The following is a 24698-nucleotide window of genomic DNA, read 5'->3' as shown; positions in this document are numbered from 1 at the left end:
TTCATCACTAAAACGAATAATAAAGTAATGGGGAAAATTTTAAAAACTGATACAAATTAATAAAGGTGATATTTATGAAAATTAGACAATTAAATGCAGGAGAAAAGGCGCCAATGGAATTATTCCTGTTGGCAGATCCTTCTGAAGAGATAGTTAAAGATTATATGAAGCGTGGAGATTGTTTTGTAGCAGAGAGCGGGGAAAAGATAATTGGTGTTTATGTTTTGCTTCCAACAAGACCTAAAACAGTTGAATTAGTGAATGTCGCCGTTGCAGAAGATCAACAGGGCAAAGGAATTGGAAAACAGTTAGTATTGGATGCAATTCAAGTGGCCAGGTCGAAAGGCTATCAAATGATTGAACTTGGTACAGGAAATTCGAGCATTGGACAGTTGGCACTCTATCAAAAATGTGGTTTTCGAATAGTTGGAATTGATATTGACTTTTTTGTCAAACATTATCATGAAGAAATTTATGAAAATGGAATTCAATGTAAAGATATGATCCGGTTATCAAGAGAGCTATAGCTCCATAATGGTAAAAAGTGAAGAGAACAAATGATTTGTGTTTTCTTCACTTTCTTAAATTTAAGATAGTATTTGCCATATACGATTGTTTTCAAAATCATTCGCTAAATTGTGTGCTCTTTCTGTAACTAGTAAAGGAAAATCCATTACTTCAAGTAACTTAATGGCATTTTTAGTTGAAGAAGGACCAGGATGGATTTTATAGTCAAAGAAGATTCCATTTTCTTTAACGATTTCACGAAAATGATAGTTATCGTATATAGAATGGGCAATGTTTGTTAATTCGATATCATGGGAAGCTATCAAATTCATCCCATTTTTAGTTGAAAGCCACTCCATTATTGAAGCGGAAGCAGCAATCCGTTCAATCGTATTTGTTCCCCTTAATATTTCATCGATAAAGGACAAGCAAGGAATTTTTGAATCAATCAACTTAGTAATTCTTTTGAGAGATTTTATTTCTGCTTTAAAATAGCTGTCCCCTTCTATTACGTTATCTTGAACTGCCATAGAAGAGATTACAAAACTGGGCTTCATAGACCATTGATTGGCCAAAACCGTATTGATCGTTTGGGCTAAGATGGCATTAATGGCAACAGCCTTCATATATGTAGATTTACCAGATGCGTTGGATCCCGTTATCAAAGTTAATTTATTAAGATGAGAGGAGTTTTTAACAGGATCTTTAATTAAAGGGTGATACATTTCATGAAAAATGATTTCTTCCTCTTCAATAAAAGTAGGTTTACAATAATCATCTAAAGAATGCCGATAATAAGCAACGGCGATACCTGAATCTAGTTCACCAATCGTCTGCCAAAGAGTTTTATATTGGGCTTTATGGCTTTGTAACATTCGAATCATATAGTAATAAGAAATAAAATCTAAAAGGAAAATAATTCGTACATATTCAAATAATCCTTCAAATTCTCCAGTTCCTCTGCCGAGAGAAATGATTTTCTCAAAAAATAAAAATTTTCTAATAGGTTTAATAGATTGAATGATTTTCGTCGCATACGGTTGGAAATTTTTATCGTTTATTTTCGATAATTTTTTTCCTGTTGCAATCATATTCGCTACATAAGAAGTACCATATAAATTACTGTCAAGTTTTAATTTATTCGTATAGTATATGGAAATGTTTAATAGTATCGAGAAAAAAATAGAAATAATCCCTATTTTTAAGTTAAAAATAGCGACGATAATGGAAATAATAGGCAAAAAACTACACCCAATATATAACCAAATATGCCGAATATTTCCAAAACTTTCTCGGAAAAAGGATGAAGAATCTACGTAATTTCGTTTTCCGAGTTTTTTTAATTCGAATAATAAGCGATTACGTAAACGATGGTCTTTACTCATTAATTCATAAAGTGATTCATTTTGTTGATTATCGCTAAGCTGAATTCGATGTAACTGATCGTATAAATATTCTGAACCTACAGAGGTTTGGGTATAGTTGATTTTATGGAAAACATCATCCATTGATAAATCATGCCACGTAATAGAATCTACACCTAGATAGTTTGAATTTTTACTATGCTTCATCCAATAAGTAGCAACAGATTTCATATTGTCCCGTGAAGAAAGTATCTTTTTTTCTTTCCACTCTGCTTCAATAATTTTTTCAATCTTTTTCTTTTGCGTAAAATTTATGTATAAATAGATGCCAAACAATAAAGTTATACTAATTAAAATATACAATGCTTGATCCTCGCTTGTTGGAAAATTTACTCCAATATACCATATTTTTTTAAAATAATTAATAAAATCTTCATTTCCTTGTAACTCCTAGCCAATTTTAAAGTCAAATGGTAAAAGGAGGTTATTTAATATGAAATTTAAATTATTTCTTTGTTTTTTATTAATGATTTCGTTTTTATTCAATTTATCTTTAACGTCAAGTTATGCTTGCTCTTGCGTACAACCGGAGTCAGCCCAAAAAGAACTAAGTGCAAGGGACTTTGTATTTTCAGGTAAGGTAAAAAAGATTATTGATCAAAATGAAAACTCGATAATAAAGTCTTCAGCTGATTTACTAAAAATTCACTTCGAAGTGAATGAGACGTGGAAAGGGATAGATGAAACGGAGGTAATCGTCTTCACAGAACGAGATTCAGCGAGTTGCGGTTTTTCATTTACAACTAACGAAGACTATTTAGTTTACGCCAATAAAGAAGAAGGGAAAAAGAAGGTAAATATTTGTTCAAGAACAAGCCCTTTAGTCAATGCATCAGTAGACATAAATGAACTAGGAGAAGGGGAAAAACCTACAAAAAGTGTGAATATTAATGAAAATTCTAGAGATGGGAAAATGACAACAACTACCATCATTATCGGTTTATCTTTAGGTGCATTAATGATTATTTTTATAACATATTTCATTACAAATAAAAGAAAAAATTCAAAATAATTCAGTTGGGAGTTCATCTATAATGGTGCTCCTCTTTTTCTATGCAATTTAAAATTCATGTAAATTTTTATAAAATATTTTTCTCATTCTAGATAAAAATAATGTTGATTTCATCACGTTTTTAAAGGTTTTTTCAATCTATTAAAATATGACATTTTGTTGAAATTGAAATTTTAGTATAGCTTAAACGCTTTAAATGTGACATACTATAAAAAGTTTTGAATGATATTTTTAGTGGAATGGATTACGATTATATAAAAGATGGAACCGATTACATATGGTTTTTTCTTTTTATGAAATATGTAACCGATACCACATTGTGTTTTACTTTTTCGAAATGGGTGATGAATAATGCCGACGATTAGTGATGTTGCAAGACTTGCCAAAGTATCTGTTGCAACAGTTTCTAGATTTTTAAATGACAGCGGATATGTAGGGAAGAAATCAAGAGAAGCGATTGAGAAAGCTATTAAGGAATTAGACTATATCCCTAGTGAAGTAGCTCGATCACTTTCAACAAAACAATCGGATATTATCGGACTTATTATCCCAGATATTAAAAATCCTTTTTTTCCAGAGTTAGCTAGAGCAGTAGAAGATACTGCCTTTGAATATGGTTATACTGTCATCCTTTGTAATTCCGATGAAAATGAACTGAAAGAAAAACATTATTTTCAAACCTTAACAAATAAATATGTTGCAGGAATTATATTGACTTCCATCTTTGATCAAGGAACCAATTTTAAAAACTTAAAAATTCCAATCGTTGCATTAGATAGACCATTGGAAATAGATATACCTACTGTGACAACGAATAATATAGAAGGTGCAAAACTAGCTACTCAATTTTTAATTGATAAAGGTGCTACTTCATTATTATGCGTTGGTGGTCCAAACGCAATTCGCTCTTCTAAATTACGAATTGAAGGTTTTCGTGAAGTCATCAAAGAACAGACAATCAAATCATATATTATCGAAAGCCCTTATGATTTTGAGACAGCCGAAACCATCATTTTCGATTATTTAAAAAGTAATCCATCTGTTGATGGTATTTTTGCCTGTAGTGATGCTTCAGCTATTGGTGCATTAAAGGCGGTTCATAAATTAAATATGCGCGTACCTGAAGATATTCAAATTGTTGGCTTTGATGGGATACAGATGGGAAAAGTGGTATCTCCAAGCTTAACAACGGTTGCTCAAAATATTTATCAATTAGGGCAAGCAGCTGCAAAGATGTTAATAAATCAAATAGAAGGTAAACCATTGGAGAATACATCCGTATGTATTCATCCGAAGCTTATAGAGCGAGAAACAACCCGAAAGGAACGAACTTAAATGATCACAATAATTGGTAGCATTAATATGGATATTGCTATCCAGACAGACATTTTTCCAAAACAAGGAGAAACAGTCCTAGGAAATTTATTTACAACGATTCCAGGTGGAAAAGGTGCTAATCAAGCAGTGGCAGCCGCTAGACTTGGAAGTAATGTGCAAATGATTGGGGCAGTCGGACAAGATGCTTTTGGTAACGAGCTTTATATGAATTTAAAAAATGAAAATGTTCATGTAGGCGGTATTCAAAAAACGAACAATTCAACGGGGATTGCCAATATATTATTGCATAACAATGATAATCGCATTATTGTCGTTCCAGGTGCCAATTTTGATGTAGATCAAAAGATGATCGATGACAATATGGAGTTAATTCAACAAAGTTCATTAGTCATGTTGCAGTTAGAAATTCCTGTTGAAACGATTGATTACGTATTGAAAGTTTGTGAAGATTTGGCTATTCCTGTTTTATTAAATCCAGCACCAGCAGCCAATTTTAAAAATGAGTGGATTGATAAAGTAACTTACTTAACTCCAAATGAAACTGAATGTGAAGTAATGTTTGGTGAAGATTATGAAACCGTTTTAAAACAATACCCAAATAAAATTATCGTAACTTTAGGTGGAGAAGGGGCAGCTTACTTTGATGGTAACCAAATTATCAAAGTATCTGGCTACAAAACAAAGGCTGTTGATACAACGGGAGCTGGTGACACATTTAACGGTGCCTTTGCCCACGCCATTATAGATGGAAAATCAATTGAAGAAGCTGTTCAATTTGCAAACGTGACGGCATCCCTTTCAGTTGAAAAATTTGGAGCTCAAGGTGGTATGCCTCGAATAGAGGAAGTATTGATGCGTTTGGAGGAAATGAAATGAAGAGACATGGCATTTTAAATAGAGAATTAGCTGGACATTTTGCTAAATTAGGTCATACTGATCGAATTGTAATAGCCGATTGTGGCCTACCGATACCGAAAGATGTGCCGTGTATTGATTTAGCTTATAAATTAGGAGAACCAACTTTCCTAACTATATTAAAAGTAGTTTTAGATGATTTAGTCGTTGAAGCAGCGGTATTGGCTGATGAAATCCAAACGAATAATGAAAAAGTGGCTAAAGAAATAACGGATAGCTTAACAAATATTTCCTATGTAACCCATGAAGAGTTTAAAGAACTGACAAAAGAAACGAAATTGATCATTCGGACAGGAGAAACAACTCCGTATGCCAATGTGATTTTACAATGTGGCGTTATTTTTTAAAGTACACAATTGATAGATTCAAAAAATAAAAGTAGGTGAATTTGCATGATTGAAATGTCTGGCATTACAAAAGCATTTAGTGGAAACGTTGTTTTAAATAATGTGCAATTTGAATTAGCAGATGGTGAAATTCATGCATTGATGGGTGAAAATGGTGCTGGAAAATCTACAATGATGAAGATTTTAAGCGGGATTTATACAAAGGATGCCGGTGAAATCAAAGTAGATGGACAAGTAGTCAATTTTAAATCACCTAAAGATGCAGAGAAACTAGGAATCATTGTTATTCATCAAGAATTAAATATGTTGCCTGATTTAACAGTGACACAAAATTTGTTTCTCGGAAAAGAATTAACTTACGGTAAAACAGGTATTTTGAAAACTCGTCAAATGGAAAAAGAGGCAAGTCAACTACTTTCAAAATTAGGATTGAATGTGAATCCGAAAACTCGAACTGGAGACCTATCGGTTGGGAAACAACAAATTATTGAAATTGCCAAGGCAATTGCAAGTAACGCGAAAGTAATTGTAATGGATGAGCCAACTGCAGCACTAACCGATCGGGAAATTGAAACGTTATTTCAAACGATTCGTGAGTTAAAAGCTAAAGGCATTTCCTTTGTTTATATTTCCCATCGAATGGAAGAAATTTTTGCCATTTGTGACCGTATTACGATTTTACGCGATGGTCAATATGTTGGTGTTCGAAATATTCCCGAGACGAATTTTGATGAAATCGTTGCTATGATGGTTGGCCGTGAACTTGGTGAACGTTTCCCAGAAAGAAAAAGCACTATTGGTAATACAAAATTAGAAGTGCGAAATTTGACTGTTAATGGTTTATTCCACAATCTTTCCTTTAAATTACGAAAAGGTGAAGTACTGGGTGTTGCTGGTCTTATGGGAGCTGGTCGCACAGAAGTGGCTCAAACACTATTTGGTTATCGAAAGGCTAGTAGTGGTGAGATTTTAATCGATGGGAAAAAAGTGGTGATTAAATCTCCTATCGATGCGATGAAGTATGGCATCGGCTTTGTGACGGAAGATCGTAAAACACAAGGGCTAGTTTTAGATTTTACTATAAAAGAGAACATTACATTAACGAACTTAGATAAATGTGCTTCGTCTGGAATTGTCAATCAAACAAAAGAAAATTCGATGGTCGCAAAATATATCGAAGAGTTAAAAATTCGAACTTCTGGTCCTGAACAAAGGGTAAAGTCATTGAGCGGTGGAAATCAACAGAAGGTCGTATTAGCAAAATGGTTAGGTACAGAACCAGATATTTTAATTTTAGATGAGCCGACTCGTGGAGTAGATATCGGTGCAAGAAAAGAAATCTACCAAATTATTAATCAATTGGCAGAAGCAGGTGTAGCTATTTTGATGATTTCTTCTGAATTACCAGAGGTCATCGGTATGGCGGATCGTGTGATTGTCATGCAAGAAGGAAAGTTAACAGGTGAAGTCATGAAAGAACAAATGACTCAAGAGATCATTATGCAGTACGCAACAGGAGGAGAAAAAGGTGTCCAATTATAAATCAAAAGAAATGTTATCGAAACTTGGACCACTATTCGGGTTAATTTTATTAATTATCGTCGTTTCGATTTTAAATCCAAGTTTCTTATCAATTGCAAATATTTTCAATGTTTTACGTCAAGTTTCTATTAGTGCAATAATCGCATTTGGGATGACATTCGTAATTTTGACAGGTGGAATTGATTTATCCGTAGGATCCACATTAGCTTTAACCGGCGCAATTGCTGCAAGTCTTCTTGCAAGTGGTACGGATCCATTTTTAACAATGGGAATTGCTTTAATTATCGGTTTAATTTTAGGAGCAATTAACGGTGTGATTATTACAAAAGGTAAAGTGGCACCATTTATTGCTACTCTTGCCACGATGACAATTTACCGTGGATTAACTTTAGTGTATACAGATGGTCGACCTATTTCAGGATTAGGGGATCATTATTCATTCCAATTATTCGGTAAAGGTTATTTTTTAGGTTTCCCTGTACCGGTAGTCACAATGGTCATAGCCTTCGTTATTTTGTATTTTATTTTGCAGAAAACAACTTTCGGTCGTCGCGTTTATGCAGTTGGTGGTAATGAAGAGGCTGCAAAATTATCTGGGATAAATACAGATAAAGTGAAAATTGCAGTATATGCGATTACTGGTTTCTTAGCAGCATTAGCTGCTCTAATTCTTACTTCGCGTTTAAATTCAGCTCAACCAACTGCAGGGGAATCCTATGAATTGGATGCTATTGCGGCTGTTGTATTAGGTGGTACAAGCTTAAACGGTGGTAAAGGTTGGATTTTCGGAACATTAATTGGTGCCTTAATTATCGGTGTATTAAATAATGGGATGAACTTAATTGGCGTCTCTTCCTTCTGGCAACAAGTTGTTAAAGGGATCGTTATTTTAATTGCTGTATTAATGGATCGTAAAAAAACTGTTTAGGAGTTCAGAAACATGAAAAAGTTTAAATTATTATTTGCAACGTTGATGTTACTCGTTCTAACTGCCTGTTCCATGGAATCACCATTTTTAGAAAATGCGGAAGAAAGTACGGCGAATGAACACTTTAAAATTGGTTTCTCGATTTCTACGCTAAATAACCCATTCTTTGTTACGTTAAGTGAAGGAGCAGAAGCAAACGCGAAAGAACAAGGAGCAGACATTTCAATTGTCGATGCCCAAGATGATGCATCGAAACAAGCGTCTGACGTGGAAGATTTAATTCAACAAGGAGTTGATTTAATTTTAATAAATCCGGTTGACTCTTCTGCAGTAGGTTCTGCTGTTGAATCTGCCAATGCTGCTGGAATTCCAGTCATTACAGTTGACCGTTCAGCAGAAAGCGGAGAAGTTGTATCGCACATCGCTTCTGACAATGTAGCTGGTGGTGTATTAGCAGGAGAATATTTGCTTGAATTAGCTGGTGAAGGGGCAAAAGTAGCGATGTTAGAAGGTACTGCTGGTTCATCGGCAGCCCGTGATCGTGGGGAAGGTTTCCTTCAAGCAGTGGAAGGGAAAGTCGATATCGTAAAAAGCTTAACGGCTAATTTTGACCGTGGAGAAGGCTTAACGGTAATGGAAAACATGCTTCAAGCAAATCCAGAAATTGAAGCAGTGTTCGCTCAAAACGATGAAATGGCATTAGGTGCATTGGAAGCAATCGAAGCTGCCGGAAAAAATATTGTTGTTATTGGATTCGATGCAACAGATGATGCCCTTGCAAAAATTAAAGAAGGAAAACTTGCAGCGTCCGTAGCTCAAAAACCTGAAGAAATCGGAAAAGCGGCTATAGAAACAGCAGTAGCATATTTAAATGGTGAAAAAGTAGAAGAGTTTGTTCCGGTCGAATTAGAACTAGTAAAATAATAAAACTGCAGTACCATTGTTTTTTGCAATGGGTGCTGCAGTTTTTTCATTCTTTCAATTACGAAATTGAATTTTCCCCTTACCATTTTTATCCTTTGTTGTAAATAGTTGATCCAATGACATCAATTTGCTCCCGGAGAATAGTAAATAAAGTGCCATTGCAATTAATGCAATATTAAATTCATATCCATCAAAGAAACCTTGTTTAAATTTTACTGTGACGATTGCTCCGACCATTATCCCAATCATAAGGGTTGAAACAAAACGAACTGAAAAACCGATAATTAAAAAGAAACCACCAATTAATTCAATGCCAGCTACACTAAAACCAACAATTTCTGCATAAGGAATTTGATATCCTTCAAATCTAGTAATCGTTTCTCCAATCCCTTCTTGAAACTTCGTCAATCCATGTGAAAGAAAAATGCCGCCTAGCACAATTCTTAGGAACAATCCTCCAACCTCATTTTTATACATATTTATTCCCCTCTCGTAATCTTCTTTGTATTATCTTATTGTGGCTAGTCCCAATATAATACTGTTTAAGGGAAATAGTTTTTCATTTAGTTTAAATCATTTCTATATAATAGTAGCTTTATCCATTATAATAATGAGAAAGAGGAGTTGATTTAGATGTTAAACGAGTTAAAAGTTGCAGTTCAAGAGATATATAATCAATTTGATGCTAGCCATGATTTCCAGCATATCGAGCGTGTTTTACAAAATGCAGAGGCAATCCTTGCTACTGAGCCAGACGCTGATGGAGAGATTGTCCGAATTGCCGTCTTATTACATGACGTGAGTGATAAAAAATATAGCGATAGTAAAGAAAATGAAGAGAAACTTTTAAACGCTTTAAATCTATCCGAAGAAAAGAAATTACATATTCAGGACATTATTGAAAGTGTTTCATTCAATGGTGGAAATGAAGTGGAAGCGAAGACAATTGAGGCAAAAATCGTGAGAGATGCGGATCGATTAGATGCTATTGGTGCAGTTGGCATTGCACGCACCTTTGCATATGGTGGAGCAAAGGGACGGAAATTATATGACGATGCAGAAGAAGCTAGAGTGGAAATGACAGAGAAAGAATATCATTCTAAAAATACGTCTTCTGTAACTCATTTCTATGAAAAACTATTGCTTTTAAAAGACTTAATGACAACGGACAAAGGAAAGCAAATGGCACAAGATCGTCATGTCTTTATGGAAGAATTTTTAGAACAGTTGAAGAAAGAACGGGAAGGAAAAGCTTAAACAAACTGCTTCTTCATGAAAGTGGTTTTAGATTATAAAATTATGAAGGAGTAATGGATTCAATGAGTGCTATGAATGCATTGGAGCAATATATTAACGCAACTAATACCCATGATTTTAAACATGTTAAACAATTGCTACACCCAAAAGCGATTTATTGGTTCTCGGATAAAACTTGTACAACATTAGATGAAATTCAACATTATTTTGAAAAGGCATGGGATACGATTAAAGAAGAAAAATATTCCGCTTCTAATATACAGTGGTTAGTAGTTGAAGAAAATACGGCAACGTGCATCTATCATTATCACTACGAAGGATATTTTAATGGGAAATTTATAAAGGGAAGTGGACGAGCGACGAATGTGTTCGTCAAAAATCATGAACAAAATTGGAAATTAGTACATGAACATTTAAGTAGTAATGAGTAGTAGTAAAACATTTCCCTAATTCTATTTGTACTTGAAACGATACATTATTAAAAATGCTGATGGTGTTTTTCCATCAGCATTTTTATTTTTTCCCTTTACAAATGCTATATATTGATCGATGGATATTTCCTTGTACGATATAATCGATTATTTTTCATTTAAAATTGATTAAAAAAGAGATTATAAAACTATTTTCCTGAACATAGACTATGAAGTATCCAGAAACAACTTTAAATAGTTCAGTTATATTAAAGGATGGACAAGTTGTTTTTAAGTATATGATGGCTGTATTTGTACGACAAATTTAAGTAAGACGTTATAAAGTAGCAGTCGCTTTGAAACGTGTTATTAAGATTAATAAATTACGACATTAGAGAACTAGGTTTTCATTTGGAGGATAAAAACAAAGTGGATTAGGTTGTAAATTTTAGTTAAAAACATTTGAGTGGGGCAGGGGAGAACCTTGTGGAATGCTAATTCTTAATAGATAAAAAATAGAGCCTCTAAATAATTTAGAAGGCTCATAATGATAATTGGTTTAAACTCGTCCGAAACCTACTAAGTATGGTTTCCACCAAGCTGCGTTGATTGATTCGATTTTTACACCACGATTTTGAGCATTTAACATTTGCCCATTTCCTAAGTAAATACCAACGTGGGCAATACCTGAACCGTAACTAAAGAATACTAAATCTCCTGCAGTAGCTTCACTTTCTTTAATAGGAGTTGTTGCTAAATATTGTGCTCCAGAAGATCGTGGTAAACTAATACCTGCTTGTTTGTATGACCAATAAATAAGACCTGAGCAATCAAATCCTGTAGAAGGACTGCTTCCGCCATATACATAAGACATACCGATGTATTTTTTTGCTTCAGCGATAGCTCCTGAGAGACCAGATGCAACTGGTTTAGAAGATTCTGAAGTCTTTTGTTTCGCTTGCGTTTTTTCTTTTGCTTTAGTCTCTGTCGTACCGTTAGTTTCTTGACTTTCAGTATTTGAAGAGCCTTGTGTATTTTGACTTTGTGCATTTGCTACAAAAGAAGTATTTTGTAATTGACGTAATGCAAGCGCTTCTTGTTCTGCTTGACGTTGTTCAGCTTCTAGACGTTCTTTTTCTTTTTGATCAGCGATCTCTAATTTTAAACGTAAAGATTCAGCTTTGTTTTCAGCAATAATTGTATCTAATTCAGCTTCTTGTTCTTGTAATTGTTGGAACTGAACGCGTTGTTCTTCTTCCACTTTTACAAGTTCTTCTTTTTGAGAAGCTAATTTTTTATTATCTGCCTCATGTTGAGCAATTAATTCTTGGTCAGCATCTACAATCGTTTTAACAGAAGAAACGCGGTCAACTATATCTGCAATACTATCAGAACTAAAAATCACTTCAATATAAGTATCTAAAACAGAATCTTGGTTTTGATAAGCTACTAAACGGTCAGAAATAATTGTTGAACGTTTATCAATACGTTTTTGTGTTTCTTCGATTGATGCATTAATTTCTGCAATCTTTTTAGTAGTAGCATTAAATTCTTCCGATTTAACCGCTAAAGATTTTTGTAAAGATGCAATTTGATCATTTAATTGTTGTATTTTTTGATCAACACTCGCTTTTTCAGCTTCTAATTGTTGTACTGTTTCAGCATGAGCGTTGATTGATGTCATTGTGAAAGTAGATCCGAATGTTATTAAAGCACTTAAAGTAAGCACTCCACCCATTTTTGAGTGAATTTTCATTACTTCCAGCTCCTTTATCCATATTTAATTTTTATAAGATGTACCGTAATTTTCTAATTTAATATAGTTATAACTTTAACAATTCGAGCTCTGTCACTCAAGGGCATTTATATTTCATTTATTTTTCTTTTGTGTAACTTAAATATTACATTTGTTACATGTTATTAAGAAATATTATAATTTTTCAGTTTTATTTATACATATATAGGTAGTCCTCTCATAGTTCAACGTGTATACATTGAGGAATCCTAAGCAATGCAATTCAATAGAAAATCCATTATAATGAAAGAATAACTATGTATTCTAGAAGGTTGTCTTCGTAATTAGTTTTATAAAATGGAATTTTACAATAATCATTTGTAAAAAACAGAAGAGAAGGAATAAGATGAGTCATTTAATTGTATCGAATTTAACAAAAACCGTAGGCGATAAGACGCTATTTAAAAATATCGAATTTACCATTTATGAGGGGGAACGTGCCGGATTAATTGGAATCAATGGTACAGGAAAGTCTACTCTTTTATCCATTCTTGCAGGAGAACAAGAGGCAGATGGAATCGAACTGGATCATCCAAATAAGTATCGGATAGCCTATTTACCCCAGGAACCACTATTTAAAGATGGAGAAACAGTATTACAAGCAGTATTCTCTGGCGATTCCCCTATTTTACAATTAAATAGAGAATATGAAGAAACAGTCACTTTATTATCGGCAAATCCGCAATCGGAAGAACTTCAAAATAAGTTATTCCGATTACAACAGCAAATGGATAGTGAGAAAGCTTGGGACGTGAATGCTCTAGCAAAACAAGCATTAACGAAACTTGGTATTGATATGTATGACCAGCAAGTTACTAAACTATCTGGCGGTCAACAAAAACGTGTTGCGTTAGCAAAGGTCCTAATCGAACCGGCCGATTTATATTTACTAGATGAGCCGACGAACCATTTAGATGTTCAATCGACCGAATGGTTACAAGAAATGGTGTTACGCCTTAAAGGGGCAGTCATTTTCATTACCCATGACCGTTACTTTTTAGATGAAATGTCTACCCATATTTATGAATTGGCCAATCAAACATTGTATCGCCATACAGGAAATTATGCAGATTATTTAGAAGCTCGCGCCATTCGCGAAGAAATGCATGCAGCAAGTCAAGATAAATTACGAAACCGATATCGTTCCGAATTAAAATGGATTCGCCGGGGTGCAAAGGCACGAACAACAAAACAAAAAGCGAGAATTCAACGTTTTGATGAGTTAGATTCAAAAATTGAACGGGGATCAAATGAGGCTAATTTAGAACTGTCCCTAGCTACAACACGCCTTGGTAAAAAAGTAATCGAAGGTGAAAAACTTACGAAGGCATTCGGAGAGAAAGTTATTTTAAATAATTTTGATTTTTTATTACAATCAGGTGACCGAATTGGGATTATTGGTGCGAACGGTTATGGGAAATCTACTTTGCTTAATATTCTTGCAGGTGAACTCGAACCTGATAGTGGAGAAGTAATTGTTGGTTCCACTGTCAAAAGAGTTCATTTCAAGCAAGTACTGCCTAGTATGAATGAAAATCAACGTATGATTGAATATATCCGAGAAGCATCCAATGATATCACGGATGCAGAGGGTGTAAGATATTCTGCTGCACAAATGCTTGAAAGATTTTTATTTCCACTACATACCCATGGAACACCGATCGGAAAATTATCGGGTGGAGAACGCAAAAGACTTCATTTACTACGATTACTTATGGAACAACCAAATGTATTACTTCTTGATGAACCGACAAATGATTTAGATATTGAAACACTAGGGGTGTTAGAGGATTTTATTGAACATTTCCCTGGTGTTGTCATTACAATATCCCATGACCGTTTCTTCCTTGATCGAATTGCTAAAAAACTTTGGATCCTTGATGGCCAAGGAAACGTTGAAGTGAATCTTGACATTTATAGTGATTATTTGGAAAAACAATTAATGGCACAAAAAGTAGAAGCAAAAGTGTCAAAAGAAGTTAAAGAGGAGAAGCCTAAACAAGTAAAAGCAAAAAGTGAAAAGAAAAAACTTTCCTTTAAAGAGCAAAAGGAATGGGAAACCATTTCAGATGACATTGCGAAAGTAGAGGAACAAATTCTTCAGACTGAAGAGGGTATTTCCAATGCTGGAGCTGATTATACAAAGTTACAGCAATTAACGGAAGCACTTGACGAATTAAATAATGAGTATGAACGATTAATTGAGCGGTGGACGTACTTAGACGACATAGTAAATGGATAGGAGAGATCATATATGAAAATTGTAACAATTGAACCAACACCAAGCCCGAATTCAATGAAAGTGATTGTAGATGAAGAATTACCCTTTGGCAAAAGTTATAATTACACAAAAGAAAACGTGAATGATGCCCCTGAGGCAATTCGTTCTATTTTAGCGATTGACGGTGTTAAGGGTGTTTACCATGTAGCTGACTTCTTAGCCGTTGAGCGTAATGCAAAATTCAATTGGGAAGCTATTTTATCCGGTGTCCGTGTAGCATTAGGTGAAAAAAGTGAAGCAACAGAACAAGAAGTACAAGTCGCTGACCATTTTGGTGAAGTGTTTGTCCATGTTCAAATGTTTAGAGGATTACCTCTTCAAATTAAAGTATTTGATTCTTCTTCAGAACATCGCATTTCTACTGGAAATCGTTTTGTACAAGCGTTCCAGTCAATTGAAGTGGATAAATTTGATGATAACTATATTTTAGAAAGAAAATGGGTAGATTTTGGAGTACGTTACGGTGATAAGGAAGAAATTGCTAATCAAATATTAGAAGAAATTCATGCCACGTATCCAGAAGAACGCATTGCCCAAATTATTGATGCTGCAAGTAAGAAAAATACCGTTACGTTAGAACGAGAAAAAGTCACTTTGGAACAATATTTAAAAGCAGAAGATTGGCAAAAACGTTATCAATTATTAGACCAAATGCCAGATCCTGAAATAGAAGATTTACCCCTTCTTGAAAAGGCGTTAGAAGATGATCAAATGTCGATTCGCCGTCTAGCAACGGTTTATTTAGGAATGATAGAAGATGTGGCCGTTGTACCCTATTTAAGTCGTGCTTTAAAAGATAAAAGTTCTTCTGTTCGTCGTACCGCAGGAGATTGTATGAGTGACTTAGGCTTTCCTGAGTTCGAACCATTTATGATTGAAGCGTTAAAAGATCGAAATAAGCTAGTTCGTTGGCGCGCGGCTATGTTCTTATTTGAAACAGGTACAGAACAATGTTTACCAGCGTTGCATGAAGCTGAAAATGATCCGGAATTCGAAGTAAAACTTCAAGTGAAAATGGCCATTGCTCGAATAGAGCAAGGGGAAGAAGCAAAAGGTTCTGTTTGGAAGCAAATGACGGAAAGAAATGTTGTTGAATAACTATTGTAAAGTAACTTTGAAAAGTTAAATATAGTAATTATTTTAGGCATGAGTCGGGTATTGTACCGGATTCATGCTTTTTCATTCGCTTTTTAGAGATTTTCTAGTTGTATAAATTTGACAAAAAAGCACCTTCAATCGTTAGATTTTGTGTCCAACAATTAGAGGTGCATCAAGCGGTTAATTTTCATTTAAATATTTTCAGAAGTAGTTAAAAATAGTGACTTTAAGACATTGGTACTTGTTTTTCTTCGGAAGTATTGTCATTTGATGTATTGGTCGGTTTTAACATGATGTATAAAATGCTACCGAAAATTAAAATAATCCCAAATGTTTGGAATAACGAAGGGACAAAAGATAAAACGAGTACATCAAGTAAAATAGCCACAACTGGATCGACAAAGGTTAAGACGGATACGACCATAGTTGGTAGATTTCGTATACTATCAAAAAATAAAAAATAAACAAAACCAGTATGGATAATTCCAGTTCCGAGAATGTAAAGCCAATTTGAAGTTGTGAGCTCATTAAAGACTGTGAAATCACAGAGGGGAAGAAGCATAACAATTCCAACAGCTGTTTGAATGAAGGTCATTGAATAAGCAGATAAATGATGGATTGTTTTACTTGTAAGCATCGTAAGTGCATAACAAATAGCAGATAACAATGCCCAAACAAAACCTGAATTCATCAATGATTGAACGGATTGGAAATTATCGATTCCGACAATTAAAATACTACCAATAAAGCAGACAGCAGTTGCTAGTATAGCTTTTACTGTCATTTTTTCCTTTAAAAATAATGTTCCTAAAATTAGGACGATGATTGGCGCTAAATTATAAATCGAAATGGCAATAGAGATAGACATTTCGTTAAATGCTTTAAATAAAAATACCCAGTTTAAAACAAGGAATACCCCACAAAGGCACGTTTGGAGTACTTCTCTTTTATTCCATTGTTCCTTTTTGTGACCACCTGTAATGTACCACATGAGACTTAAAAAAAGTGTGGCACAAATGCAACGGACGAAAACGAGCTCTACTGCTGGAATTCCTGTATTAATAGTAAAAAATCCAATAGAGCCAAAGATGGCCATTGCGATTGTTAATTTAATTGCTGCACTAATATTCATTTTAATCCCTACTTTCACCCTCAATAATTAACCACTATAGCAAAATACCATAAAAAGACAATATAAAAAAACAATATTTTTGATAATTCAATTAAATTATTAAGGAAGTTTCATAAAAAAATAGGAGAAAGTAATGATGCAGAGAAGAAGAAACAAATGGAGGTTAAAATAATATCGAAATAATTACAAGAAAAGTTGTTGTTGAATGGAAATGAGGATTAAGTTTCATGGTGAGAACTTAATCCTTTTTATCGTCACCTATGTAAATGATTTACGATGCCGTATCGTGGATAAATTCATCACGGTCCTGTTCCGATTGTTGTTCACCATCAACGAGGAGGACACCTATTTGATAATCTTTTTGATTATCTTCTACTACATATTGCAAATTGACATCGGATATTTTGCCGTCAACCTCACATGATCCTTTAAATTCTACAACATGTTGATTTCGTTGCGTTTTAAAATAAACCCATTTTTCTTTTTCACAATAATTCGAAAAAGCTTGATTAAATGTTTGGTTATTCATACCGTCAATTGTTGCTTCTTTAATATAGGTAATATACTCATTATCTGTAATTTCTTCTTTAGGACCGTAAAAATACCAAAAAATTGCGATAATGATAATTGGTACAATCCATAAAATGGTACGTTTCGATACATTTTGCAAAAAACTATTCCCCCTTCCATGTAAAAATATTATAGCAATCTATATATGTTATTTCTATAAAATGTTGAAATCTTCTCCTTCGGGTACTGATTAAGTTAGTAAAATCATTTCTCGATTAAAATTAAATAAGTCTCGAATTTTATTTCTAATCAATCTTTTGAAAAACAAAGTAAAGGGACAACAGTTCTTTATGTTTGCTTTCCATTAAACGCTAGCCAACGTTTAAATTGGTAACGATGAGAGAGGTGTTCAAATTAAAGGACATAATATTTGGAAAATTTCACACAATAATTTTTTAAAAGAAATACTTCATTTTTTAAATACTGTTGCAAAGATCATTCATAATAAAAATCATTACGATTTCCTAGCTTTTATTGAAATGAGTGGTTTTATAAATCGTGATTTCGTGTATCTACAAATGTTGTATAAAAATTGTCATTGAATTTTTTGTTCTTGCTATTGAATGGCTAGTAGAAAAATGTTATATTGGAATAGTTTGTCTGACTTTTGACTTATTATTTTTATCATCATTTGCTGTTTTTTAAATTTTATATTGCACCATATTAAGCAAAGGTATGAAATTGTAGTCTTGGATTCGATGACGCCAAAAATCAATATATTAATGGAGGGACGTATGAGATACTTAATATCTTTTTGCGGATTGTTACTTGTTTTTGCTTTAGCTTTTTTAGTTAGTAAAAACAAAAAAGAGATAAAATATAAGAACATATTGATTATGCTAATTATTCAAATTATATTGGCAGCTTTATTATTAAATACAAAATTTGGTTATGTATTAATTAAAGGGATAACAAAAATATTTGATCATTTATTAGCTTCGGCAAATGCTGGTATATCATTTGTTTTTGGAGGTATAGCGAATGAAGGGGAGTCTCCCTTCTTTCTAGGTGTGTTACTACCGATTGTCTTTGTATCTGTGTTGATTGGTATTTTACAACATTTTAAAATTCTTCCTTTTATTATGAAATGGATAGGATTCTTATTAAGTAAAGTTAATGGCATGGGTAAATTGGAGTCATATAATGCTGTTGCTTCTGCAATGGTTGGTCAATCTGAAGTATTCATTACAGTAAAGAAACAATTACATTCCATTGCACCACAGCGTATGTATACACTATGCGCTTCAGCAATGTCGACCGTTTCGATGTCAGTTGTTGGAGCCTATATGACGATGATTGATCCAAAGTATGTAGTAACGGCAATCGTGTTGAACCTGTTTGGTGGATTTATCATTGTTTCAATTATTAATCCGTATAATGTTGAAGAAAACGAAGACATCTTAAAGATTGAAGATGATCATAAGCAAACTTTCTTTCAAATGCTTGGAGAATATATTATGGATGGATTTAAAGTAGCCATCATTGTTGGAGCAATGCTAATCGGTTTCGTAGCATTAATGGATTTTATCAATATTATATTTGAAATGATTATTGGGATATCGTTCCAAGAAATATTAGGTTACATCTTTGCACCAATAGCTTTTCTTATGGGCATACCATGGGAAGATGCAATCTCTGCAGGTGGAATAATGGCAACCAAATTAGTGACGAATGAATTCGTTGCAATGATCAGCCTTGGAGAAATAGCTAAGTCCATGAGTGAACATACATTAGGCATTATTTCTGTTTTTCTTGTATCCTTTGCAAACTTTTCATCAATCGGTATTATTACAGGGGCAGTAAAAGGATTGAATGAAAAGCAGGGGAATGTTGTGGCCCGATTCGGTTTAAAATTGTTATATGGAGCTACACTTGTTAGTATCTTAACGGCTATTATTGTTGGTTTAGTTATTTAATTTAATAAAATAATTGAATCCGTTTGAACTGCACCTTAATAGGTGCAGTTTTTTTATAATGAACTAACGACACGATTTCCCAATGATCTAATTAAGTGCTTTAGCAAACATCGGAGAGCGTTGTGGAATAGGAGGTATTTAATTGACTATTTAATTGTGATTAAAATTACAATTTGATTGGTTCCTATTTTAAAGAATTACAAATACCTTCTATGTCATTTATACTTAGTAATAGGAAGGGGGTATTCTGTCAATGACAAAAGCATTATTAATCGCAGAAAAGCCGTCTCTTATGCGTGATATACAAAAAGTATATAAAAAGATGCAGCTACCTTTCGAAATCGACTTTGCATCTTTTGTCGGTCATGTGGTGGAATTAAAGGAACCCCATGAATACAAGGCGGAATGGAAAAAATGGGATATAAATGTTTTACCAATGATTCCTGAACGTTATGAATTTCGAGTGAAAAAATCTGCTTATAAAGTATATAAAGAGATTGAACAATTATTAAAAACGAATCATTATGACTTTATTATTAATGCATGTGATGCCGGTATGGAAGGGGAGAACATTTTCTATTCCTTCTATAAAAGAGTAGGTTGTAAACTTCCGGTAAAACGGTTTTGGACATCCCAAACGACAGATAGTGCTATCCAGCAAGCGTTGTTCAATTTAATTGATGAACAAGATGTACTGATACGAAATTTGCGAAATGCTGCTATGTATCGCTCTATATTTGACTGGTTAATTGGATTAAACTTAACGAGGGCCGCTACGGTAAAAGGGGGTAGGGTCATTAAAATTGGACGGGTGATGACGCCGACTCTAGCGATTGTCGTTAAAAGGGAACTAGAAATTCAACAATTTCAACCGGAACCTTACTTTCAAATCGAAATCGATTTAGGCGATTTTAAAGCCCTTTGGTTTAATCCGAAAAACAATGAAAATAAACTAAAAACGAAGGAAGAGGCCGAACAAATTCTATCGAACATTGGGTCATCGGTAATGGTTCGAGACATGAAAACGGAACGGAAAACGATAGCTGCTCCGGCGCTCCATTCATTATTAGAATTACAAAAGGAAGCGAATAAGTTTTTCGGTTTTACTTCATCAGAAACGTTAAAAATTGCCCAAGGGTTATATGAAAAGAAACTCATTACATATCCACGTACGGAGTCGAAACACTTACCAACAGCTTTTGCTCAAAATATTCATTCAAACTTACAATCTTTAAGTTCATTGGAAGAATATAAAACGATTGTTCAGCACATTGTACAAAATCCAGGGCAAATGCATAAAACGATCCGTTCTAAAAAATATGTTGACGATAAAAAACTAACGGATCACCATGCGATTACAGTAACCGAAGTGCCCATTGGGAAGAAAAAACTATCGCCATCTGAGTTGAAAATTTATCATCTTATTGCGAGAAGGTTACTAGCAATCTTTTTACCGCCGTATGTAATTGATAAATCTGAAATCCTTTTACAATCCAAGGACAACTATTTCAAAGCAAACGGAAATGTTGTGATGGATAAAGGTTATACGATTCTTTATGAATCATTTAAAAAGAAGCAAGAACAGCCTTTACCACCACTTCATTTAAATGAAGAGAAGATAATTTTCGAGAAAAAATTATTATCTAAAATGACAGAGCCTCCTGCTCGATATACAGATAGTACGTTATTAGATGCGATGTTTCACGCAGGTAGGTTTGTCGAAAATAAGGAACTCCAAAGAATATTAAAGGATGCTGAAGGAATTGGTACTTCAGCAACTCGGGCGGAAATCATTGAAAAGCTTATTTCGATTGGCATGATTGCAAGAAAGGGGAAATCTTTTATGGCTACCCAATTTGGTATTGATGTCATTATGAGTATTGGAGAGCATGATATCGTTTCCCCTGAATTAACCGCTATTTGGAGTAAAAAGTTAAAAGATATCGTTGATGGTCAGTTAAGTTCTAGCGAGTTTTACAAAGAAATGTTGCACTATGTAAAACAAACAACGAAATGTTTCATTGACTTAAATATGAGCGTTGCTGAAAAAACAAAGGTCATAGTAGGAAAGTGCATCCAATGTGGCCAACCAGTAGTCGAAGGTTTTAAAGGATATAGTTGTTCGAATAAAGGGTGTAAATTTTTTATTAGTAAATCAATCATGAAGGGAAAAATTACGCCTGTTGATGCAAAAAAATTATTGAACGGAAAGGAAACGAGGGAAATTCGCTTTACTTGGAAAAGTGGGAAAAAGGGGAAAGCCCGATTAAAACTGAACGGAGAAAAGATAGAATTTGTTTTTAGCACGAATCCTAATTTAAATAAAAAATGAACTAGTTTCCTCTGAACGTTAAAGAAGTAATGTTAAACAGAGTAAAGATTTCTTTATCTTTTATGTCATAAAAGTACTTATCCTTTATTCGTTATAATAGAAGTTTTTAGAATTAAGAATGGATAATCCTTCTATTGGAGAAATGATTGTATTTCAACAAATAGCAAATTCTTCTTTAAAGGATGGAAAATAATACTTTTGAACGTAGAATTTGATAGAGGGAAGGGACTTTTAATAGCCCCATTCTAATTTATAGGAAAGTGCCTTCAAGTGTAGTTATTTAATAAGAAAATTTGTATCCATATAACAATAATTTCTATCTTGCTAAACTGTAAACATAGTATATAATTAATTGACGAAATTATTTTAGTTTATTACTAAGTACAACGATATTATTCTTTTGTGCATCGTCTTGGAGCGGTGTGCATCTTTTGTTTTTGGGTGCTGTTTTGATTTCTATTGGTTTTAGGCATGTATGCTACCATTCAATAGAAAATAACATATAATAAACTGACCTGAATAACGAACAGCCAATTAGTTAAAAGGGTGTTCGTACATTGGCTCTTATGGGTCATGATGTTAGTTTTCTTTAAATAAGCTTGACGCAAGTTTGTAAAATTTGTACACTGTGAACAATCAAATGTTTTTTCAGAAAATACAATTTTTAATAGTAAGGATTTGGTGATATTGATAGTATGTAAATTTGGTGGTACTTCCGTTGCGAACGCAGAACAAATTAAAAAAGTGGCGAATATTGTGAAATCCAATCCTGAGCGAAAGATTGTTGCAGTATCAGCACCTGGTAAACGTTTCGGCGATGATATTAAAGTGACGGATCTTTTAATCGAACTAGCTGACGCAGCCTTAACTAACGGGGATGTTTCTGGGAAATTACAAGTCGTAGTAGATCGATTTAAAGAAATTACCGAAGAACTCGGAATAGATGACTCGATTTGCGATGTTATTGAAAAGGATTTGCAAGAACGAGTCGCTTTAGATAAAACAAATGAATTTTTATTTATTGATAATATAAAAGCTAGTGGGGAAGACAACAACGCAAAATTAATCGCGGAATATTTCAATGCGATTGGTTTACGTGCAAAGTATGTTAGCCCGAAAGATAAATTAATATTAAACGACTATCCAGAGCGTACGATTGCACTTCCTGAAGCATATGAAAACTTAAAAGATCTAGGTAAAGGTGACGAAGTCATTGTCTTTCCAGGATTCTTTGGCTATACAAGGGAAGGTATTTTACGTACATTTGACCGCGGAGGATCAGACATTACAGGATCTATTCTTGCAGCAGCGGTAAAAGCGGATCTTTACGAAAACTTTACAGACGTTGATTGTGTATTTTCTGCCAATCCTAAAGTTGTTAGTAATCCAGTAGGTATTTCTGAAATTACGTATCGTGAAATGAGAGAACTTTCTTATTCTGGATTTACAGTTTTCCATGATGAAGCTTTAATGCCTGTATACAAATTAGGTATTCCGGTTACAGTTAAAAATACAAATAATCCTTCTGCTCCTGGAACAAAAATTGTCCCAACACGTGCCTTAACTGGACGTCCGGTGACAGGAATTTCAGCGGATAGCGGATTTTCTATTTTATATGTATCCAAATATTTAATGAATCGTGAAATTGGATTTGGACGAAAACTTCTTCAAATCATTGAAGAAGAAAATATCTCCTATGAGCATACACCTTCCGGATTAGATGATATATCTGTCGTTATTCGTTCAAAACAAATAACTGATGAAGCGGAAGACCGAATTGTCAAACGTGTAAAAGAAGAGTTACATGCAGATGATGTTTATTTCCGTCATGGTTTGTCGTTAATTGTGATTGTTGGAGAAGGTATGCGTAACAATACGGGTCTTGCAGCTCGTGCGACTTCGGCTATTTCAAGAACTGGAGCAAATATTGAAATGATTAACCAAGGTTCTTCTGAGGTAAGTCTTGTGTTTGGTGTTTTACAACAAACAGAAAATCAAATTTTACGTGCGCTTTACGACGAATTTTTTGCTCCCATAACAGTTGGCTAGTAAATGACTAGCCAAAGGAGAAGGTTCTACAGATGAAACTGTAGAACCTTTTTACTTTCTTAAACGGTTCGTTTCATCTAGTATTAAATAGTGGAAAATAAACTGAAATATTGGTGAAGATAAAATGAAAATATATACATACAAACACCCGGAAAATATTGAATATACAGGAGAAATAGCAATATGTAATGAAATGGGAGAGACAATCGCTATTTCAAAACGTGTATATAATCATGCATTTCAACGTATGGTTGATTCGATATTCGATTACCGCTATTTTTTAAAATATCATATTGAGGATCGGGCCGGGAAACAACTATTCACTGTGAAAAAAATCAGTAGAAGAGGAAAGCTTTGGTTTGAAGGATACGATATCCAATTAAACAAAAAATATGTTATTTCCTATGAAAATTGGCGAATTGGCATTCCAACCCTTTATATAACCGATGGAGACATGAAAATTCAGTTAGAAAAGGAAATGGAAGACTGGTCAAAGTTTATTTATAATGAGCAAGTGATAGCTGAGTGGAAAGCAGAGTATATGGAAGGTCAATTTCATATGGTGCTACATATTCATGATCAAAGTCCAATCCAAAAACCGGAGTTTTTCATCGCAATTTGTCAAGCAACTTTATTTGTTGGAGCATAATGAAGGAGTGTTAGTTATGAACGTTGTTTTTGTCATTACGAAAACGGGAGAAGAAATATTAGAAATGGTATCAAATGATGTGGCGGGTCTTCTTGCGGCAGTAAAAGGAGATAGTGTTACATTCCCCTTCGGTAGTTATAAATATGATTTCCATACATTAGACCATTATCTAGAAAACGAAGTTTATCGACAAGAACTTGTGATTTATTTAAAAGAGGAAGACAATCAATTGTCTATCATACCGGAATAAAGAATCGTAACAAGAGTCATTA

22 protein-coding genes are annotated in these 24698 nt (G+C 33.9%); 17 read left to right on the top strand and 5 right to left on the bottom strand.

What is annotated here, in order from left to right:
- The first annotated feature begins 74 nt into the window (after positions 1 to 74).
- Positions 75 to 527, top strand: a complete 453-nt coding sequence (locus H9636_RS00665) for a GNAT family N-acetyltransferase (protein ID WP_191705730.1) — start codon at positions 75 to 77, stop codon at positions 525 to 527.
- Between the two features lie 60 nt (positions 528 to 587).
- Here the strand turns inward: H9636_RS00665 and H9636_RS00660 are convergent, their stop codons facing one another.
- Entirely contained in the window at positions 588 to 2234 is a 1647-nt protein-coding gene (locus H9636_RS00660) for a MutS-related protein (RefSeq protein WP_191705729.1), read from the bottom strand.
- A 130-nt stretch (positions 2235 to 2364) separates the two neighbouring features.
- On the opposite strand from H9636_RS00660, the gene H9636_RS00655 reads away from it, so the two are divergent.
- From H9636_RS00655 to rbsB, 7 genes are all read left to right on the top strand, one after another.
- Positions 2365 to 2943 carry a hypothetical protein gene (locus H9636_RS00655; RefSeq protein ID WP_191705728.1) on the top strand — a complete coding sequence of 193 codons (579 nt, stop codon included), beginning with the start codon at positions 2365 to 2367 and terminating at the stop codon, positions 2941 to 2943.
- Between the two features lie 351 nt (positions 2944 to 3294).
- Positions 3295 to 4278 carry a LacI family DNA-binding transcriptional regulator gene (locus H9636_RS00650; RefSeq protein WP_191705727.1) on the top strand — a complete coding sequence of 328 codons (984 nt, stop codon included), beginning with the start codon at positions 3295 to 3297 and terminating at the stop codon, positions 4276 to 4278.
- Positions 4279 to 5157: a ribokinase gene (gene rbsK, locus H9636_RS00645; RefSeq protein ID WP_191705726.1), complete on the top strand. Its 879-nt coding sequence runs from the start codon at positions 4279 to 4281 to the stop codon at positions 5155 to 5157.
- Positions 5154 to 5543, top strand: coding sequence for a D-ribose pyranase (gene rbsD, locus H9636_RS00640; RefSeq protein ID WP_191705725.1), 390 nt, complete (start codon positions 5154 to 5156; stop codon positions 5541 to 5543). Before rbsK ends, rbsD begins: the two co-directional genes overlap by 4 nt.
- Before the next feature lie 45 nt (positions 5544 to 5588).
- Positions 5589 to 7085, top strand: a complete 1497-nt coding sequence (locus H9636_RS00635) for a sugar ABC transporter ATP-binding protein (protein ID WP_191705724.1) — start codon at positions 5589 to 5591, stop codon at positions 7083 to 7085.
- A 10-nt stretch (positions 7086 to 7095) separates the two neighbouring features.
- Complete coding sequence (rbsC, locus tag H9636_RS00630) at positions 7096 to 8013, top strand: ribose ABC transporter permease (RefSeq protein ID WP_191705920.1); 918 nt, start codon at positions 7096 to 7098, stop codon at positions 8011 to 8013.
- Between the two features lie 12 nt (positions 8014 to 8025).
- Complete coding sequence (gene rbsB / locus H9636_RS00625) at positions 8026 to 8937, top strand: ribose ABC transporter substrate-binding protein RbsB (RefSeq protein WP_191705723.1); 912 nt, start codon at positions 8026 to 8028, stop codon at positions 8935 to 8937.
- Positions 8938 to 8991: 54 nt separating this feature from the next.
- On the opposite strand, the gene H9636_RS00620 is transcribed toward rbsB, so the two are convergent.
- Positions 8992 to 9414, bottom strand: a complete 423-nt coding sequence (locus H9636_RS00620) for a DoxX family protein (protein ID WP_191705722.1) — start codon at positions 9412 to 9414, stop codon at positions 8992 to 8994.
- Between the two features lie 156 nt (positions 9415 to 9570).
- Between H9636_RS00620 and H9636_RS00615 the strand changes: the two genes are divergently transcribed.
- Both H9636_RS00615 and H9636_RS00610 read left to right on the top strand, forming a co-directional pair.
- On the top strand, positions 9571 to 10194 hold the full coding sequence (locus tag H9636_RS00615) for an HD domain-containing protein (RefSeq protein ID WP_191705721.1): 624 nt from the start codon (positions 9571 to 9573) through the stop codon (positions 10192 to 10194).
- Between the two features lie 62 nt (positions 10195 to 10256).
- The gene (locus tag H9636_RS00610) at positions 10257 to 10625 is read left to right on the top strand and encodes a YybH family protein (RefSeq protein WP_191705720.1); all 369 of its coding nucleotides are present in this window, start codon (positions 10257 to 10259) and stop codon (positions 10623 to 10625) included.
- Positions 10626 to 11163: 538 nt separating this feature from the next.
- Here H9636_RS00610 and H9636_RS00605 read toward each other — a convergent pair.
- Positions 11164 to 12360: a C40 family peptidase gene (locus tag H9636_RS00605; protein WP_191705719.1), complete on the bottom strand. Its 1197-nt coding sequence runs from the start codon at positions 12358 to 12360 to the stop codon at positions 11164 to 11166.
- 385 nt (positions 12361 to 12745) lie between these two features.
- Here H9636_RS00605 and H9636_RS00600 point away from each other — a divergent pair, with 385 nt between their 5' ends.
- Together H9636_RS00600 and H9636_RS00595 are read left to right on the top strand one after the other, a co-directional pair.
- On the top strand, positions 12746 to 14641 hold the full coding sequence (locus H9636_RS00600; protein WP_191705718.1) for an ABC-F family ATP-binding cassette domain-containing protein: 1896 nt from the start codon (positions 12746 to 12748) through the stop codon (positions 14639 to 14641).
- A gap of 12 nt (positions 14642 to 14653) precedes the next feature.
- Positions 14654 to 15778, top strand: coding sequence for a conserved virulence factor C family protein (locus tag H9636_RS00595; protein WP_191705717.1), 1125 nt, complete (start codon positions 14654 to 14656; stop codon positions 15776 to 15778).
- A gap of 226 nt (positions 15779 to 16004) precedes the next feature.
- Here H9636_RS00595 and H9636_RS00590 read toward each other — a convergent pair whose 3' ends face one another.
- The gene (locus H9636_RS00590) at positions 16005 to 16910 is read right to left on the bottom strand and encodes a DMT family transporter (protein WP_191705716.1); all 906 of its coding nucleotides are present in this window, start codon (positions 16908 to 16910) and stop codon (positions 16005 to 16007) included.
- 271 nt (positions 16911 to 17181) lie between these two features.
- Complete coding sequence (locus H9636_RS00585) at positions 17182 to 17580, bottom strand: glucosamine 6-phosphate synthetase (RefSeq protein WP_191705715.1); 399 nt, start codon at positions 17578 to 17580, stop codon at positions 17182 to 17184.
- A gap of 634 nt (positions 17581 to 18214) precedes the next feature.
- Here H9636_RS00585 and H9636_RS00580 point away from each other — a divergent pair.
- The 5 genes from H9636_RS00580 to H9636_RS00560 all read left to right on the top strand — a co-directional run bounded on the left by H9636_RS00580 (position 18215) and on the right by H9636_RS00560 (position 24676).
- The gene (locus H9636_RS00580; protein ID WP_318240977.1) at positions 18215 to 19396 is read left to right on the top strand and encodes a NupC/NupG family nucleoside CNT transporter; all 1182 of its coding nucleotides are present in this window, start codon (positions 18215 to 18217) and stop codon (positions 19394 to 19396) included.
- A gap of 253 nt (positions 19397 to 19649) precedes the next feature.
- Entirely contained in the window at positions 19650 to 21728 is a 2079-nt protein-coding gene (locus H9636_RS00575) for a type IA DNA topoisomerase (RefSeq protein WP_191705714.1), read from the top strand.
- A 687-nt stretch (positions 21729 to 22415) separates the two neighbouring features.
- Entirely contained in the window at positions 22416 to 23777 is a 1362-nt protein-coding gene (locus H9636_RS00570; protein ID WP_191705713.1) for an aspartate kinase, read from the top strand.
- A 124-nt stretch (positions 23778 to 23901) separates the two neighbouring features.
- The gene (locus H9636_RS00565; RefSeq protein WP_191705712.1) at positions 23902 to 24426 is read left to right on the top strand and encodes a tubby C-terminal domain-like protein; all 525 of its coding nucleotides are present in this window, start codon (positions 23902 to 23904) and stop codon (positions 24424 to 24426) included.
- Positions 24427 to 24442: 16 nt separating this feature from the next.
- The gene (locus H9636_RS00560; RefSeq protein ID WP_191705711.1) at positions 24443 to 24676 is read left to right on the top strand and encodes a thymidylate synthase; all 234 of its coding nucleotides are present in this window, start codon (positions 24443 to 24445) and stop codon (positions 24674 to 24676) included.
- Positions 24677 to 24698 lie beyond the last annotated feature (22 nt).

The sequence above is a fragment of the Ureibacillus galli genome (assembly GCF_014836845.1).
Taxonomy (GTDB): domain Bacteria; phylum Bacillota; class Bacilli; order Bacillales_A; family Planococcaceae; genus Ureibacillus; species Ureibacillus galli.
Note: the sequence above shows the minus strand (reverse complement) of the source record. Positions and strands in the feature narration are given on the sequence as shown.

What these genes read in the sequence shown, in the direction of transcription:
- H9636_RS00665 (WP_191705730.1), top strand. Translation starts at nt 75, where the DNA reads ATGAAAATTAGACAATTAAATGCAGGAGAAAAGGCGCCAATGGAATTA.
- H9636_RS00655 (WP_191705728.1), top strand. Translation starts at nt 2,365, where the DNA reads ATGAAATTTAAATTATTTCTTTGTTTTTTATTAATGATTTCGTTTTTA.
- H9636_RS00650 (WP_191705727.1), top strand. Translation starts at nt 3,295, where the DNA reads ATGCCGACGATTAGTGATGTTGCAAGACTTGCCAAAGTATCTGTTGCA.
- rbsK (WP_191705726.1), top strand. Translation starts at nt 4,279, where the DNA reads ATGATCACAATAATTGGTAGCATTAATATGGATATTGCTATCCAGACA.
- rbsD (WP_191705725.1), top strand. Translation starts at nt 5,154, where the DNA reads ATGAAGAGACATGGCATTTTAAATAGAGAATTAGCTGGACATTTTGCT.
- H9636_RS00635 (WP_191705724.1), top strand. Translation starts at nt 5,589, where the DNA reads ATGATTGAAATGTCTGGCATTACAAAAGCATTTAGTGGAAACGTTGTT.
- rbsC (WP_191705920.1), top strand. Translation starts at nt 7,096, where the DNA reads ATGTTATCGAAACTTGGACCACTATTCGGGTTAATTTTATTAATTATC.
- rbsB (WP_191705723.1), top strand. Translation starts at nt 8,026, where the DNA reads ATGAAAAAGTTTAAATTATTATTTGCAACGTTGATGTTACTCGTTCTA.
- H9636_RS00620 (WP_191705722.1), bottom strand. Translation starts at nt 9,414, where the DNA reads ATGTATAAAAATGAGGTTGGAGGATTGTTCCTAAGAATTGTGCTAGGC.
- H9636_RS00615 (WP_191705721.1), top strand. Translation starts at nt 9,571, where the DNA reads ATGTTAAACGAGTTAAAAGTTGCAGTTCAAGAGATATATAATCAATTT.
- H9636_RS00610 (WP_191705720.1), top strand. Translation starts at nt 10,257, where the DNA reads ATGAGTGCTATGAATGCATTGGAGCAATATATTAACGCAACTAATACC.
- H9636_RS00605 (WP_191705719.1), bottom strand. Translation starts at nt 12,360, where the DNA reads ATGAAAATTCACTCAAAAATGGGTGGAGTGCTTACTTTAAGTGCTTTA.
- H9636_RS00600 (WP_191705718.1), top strand. Translation starts at nt 12,746, where the DNA reads ATGAGTCATTTAATTGTATCGAATTTAACAAAAACCGTAGGCGATAAG.
- H9636_RS00595 (WP_191705717.1), top strand. Translation starts at nt 14,654, where the DNA reads ATGAAAATTGTAACAATTGAACCAACACCAAGCCCGAATTCAATGAAA.
- H9636_RS00590 (WP_191705716.1), bottom strand. Translation starts at nt 16,910, where the DNA reads ATGAATATTAGTGCAGCAATTAAATTAACAATCGCAATGGCCATCTTT.
- H9636_RS00580 (WP_318240977.1), top strand. Translation starts at nt 18,215, where the DNA reads ATGAGATACTTAATATCTTTTTGCGGATTGTTACTTGTTTTTGCTTTA.
- H9636_RS00575 (WP_191705714.1), top strand. Translation starts at nt 19,650, where the DNA reads ATGACAAAAGCATTATTAATCGCAGAAAAGCCGTCTCTTATGCGTGAT.
- H9636_RS00565 (WP_191705712.1), top strand. Translation starts at nt 23,902, where the DNA reads ATGAAAATATATACATACAAACACCCGGAAAATATTGAATATACAGGA.
- H9636_RS00560 (WP_191705711.1), top strand. Translation starts at nt 24,443, where the DNA reads ATGAACGTTGTTTTTGTCATTACGAAAACGGGAGAAGAAATATTAGAA.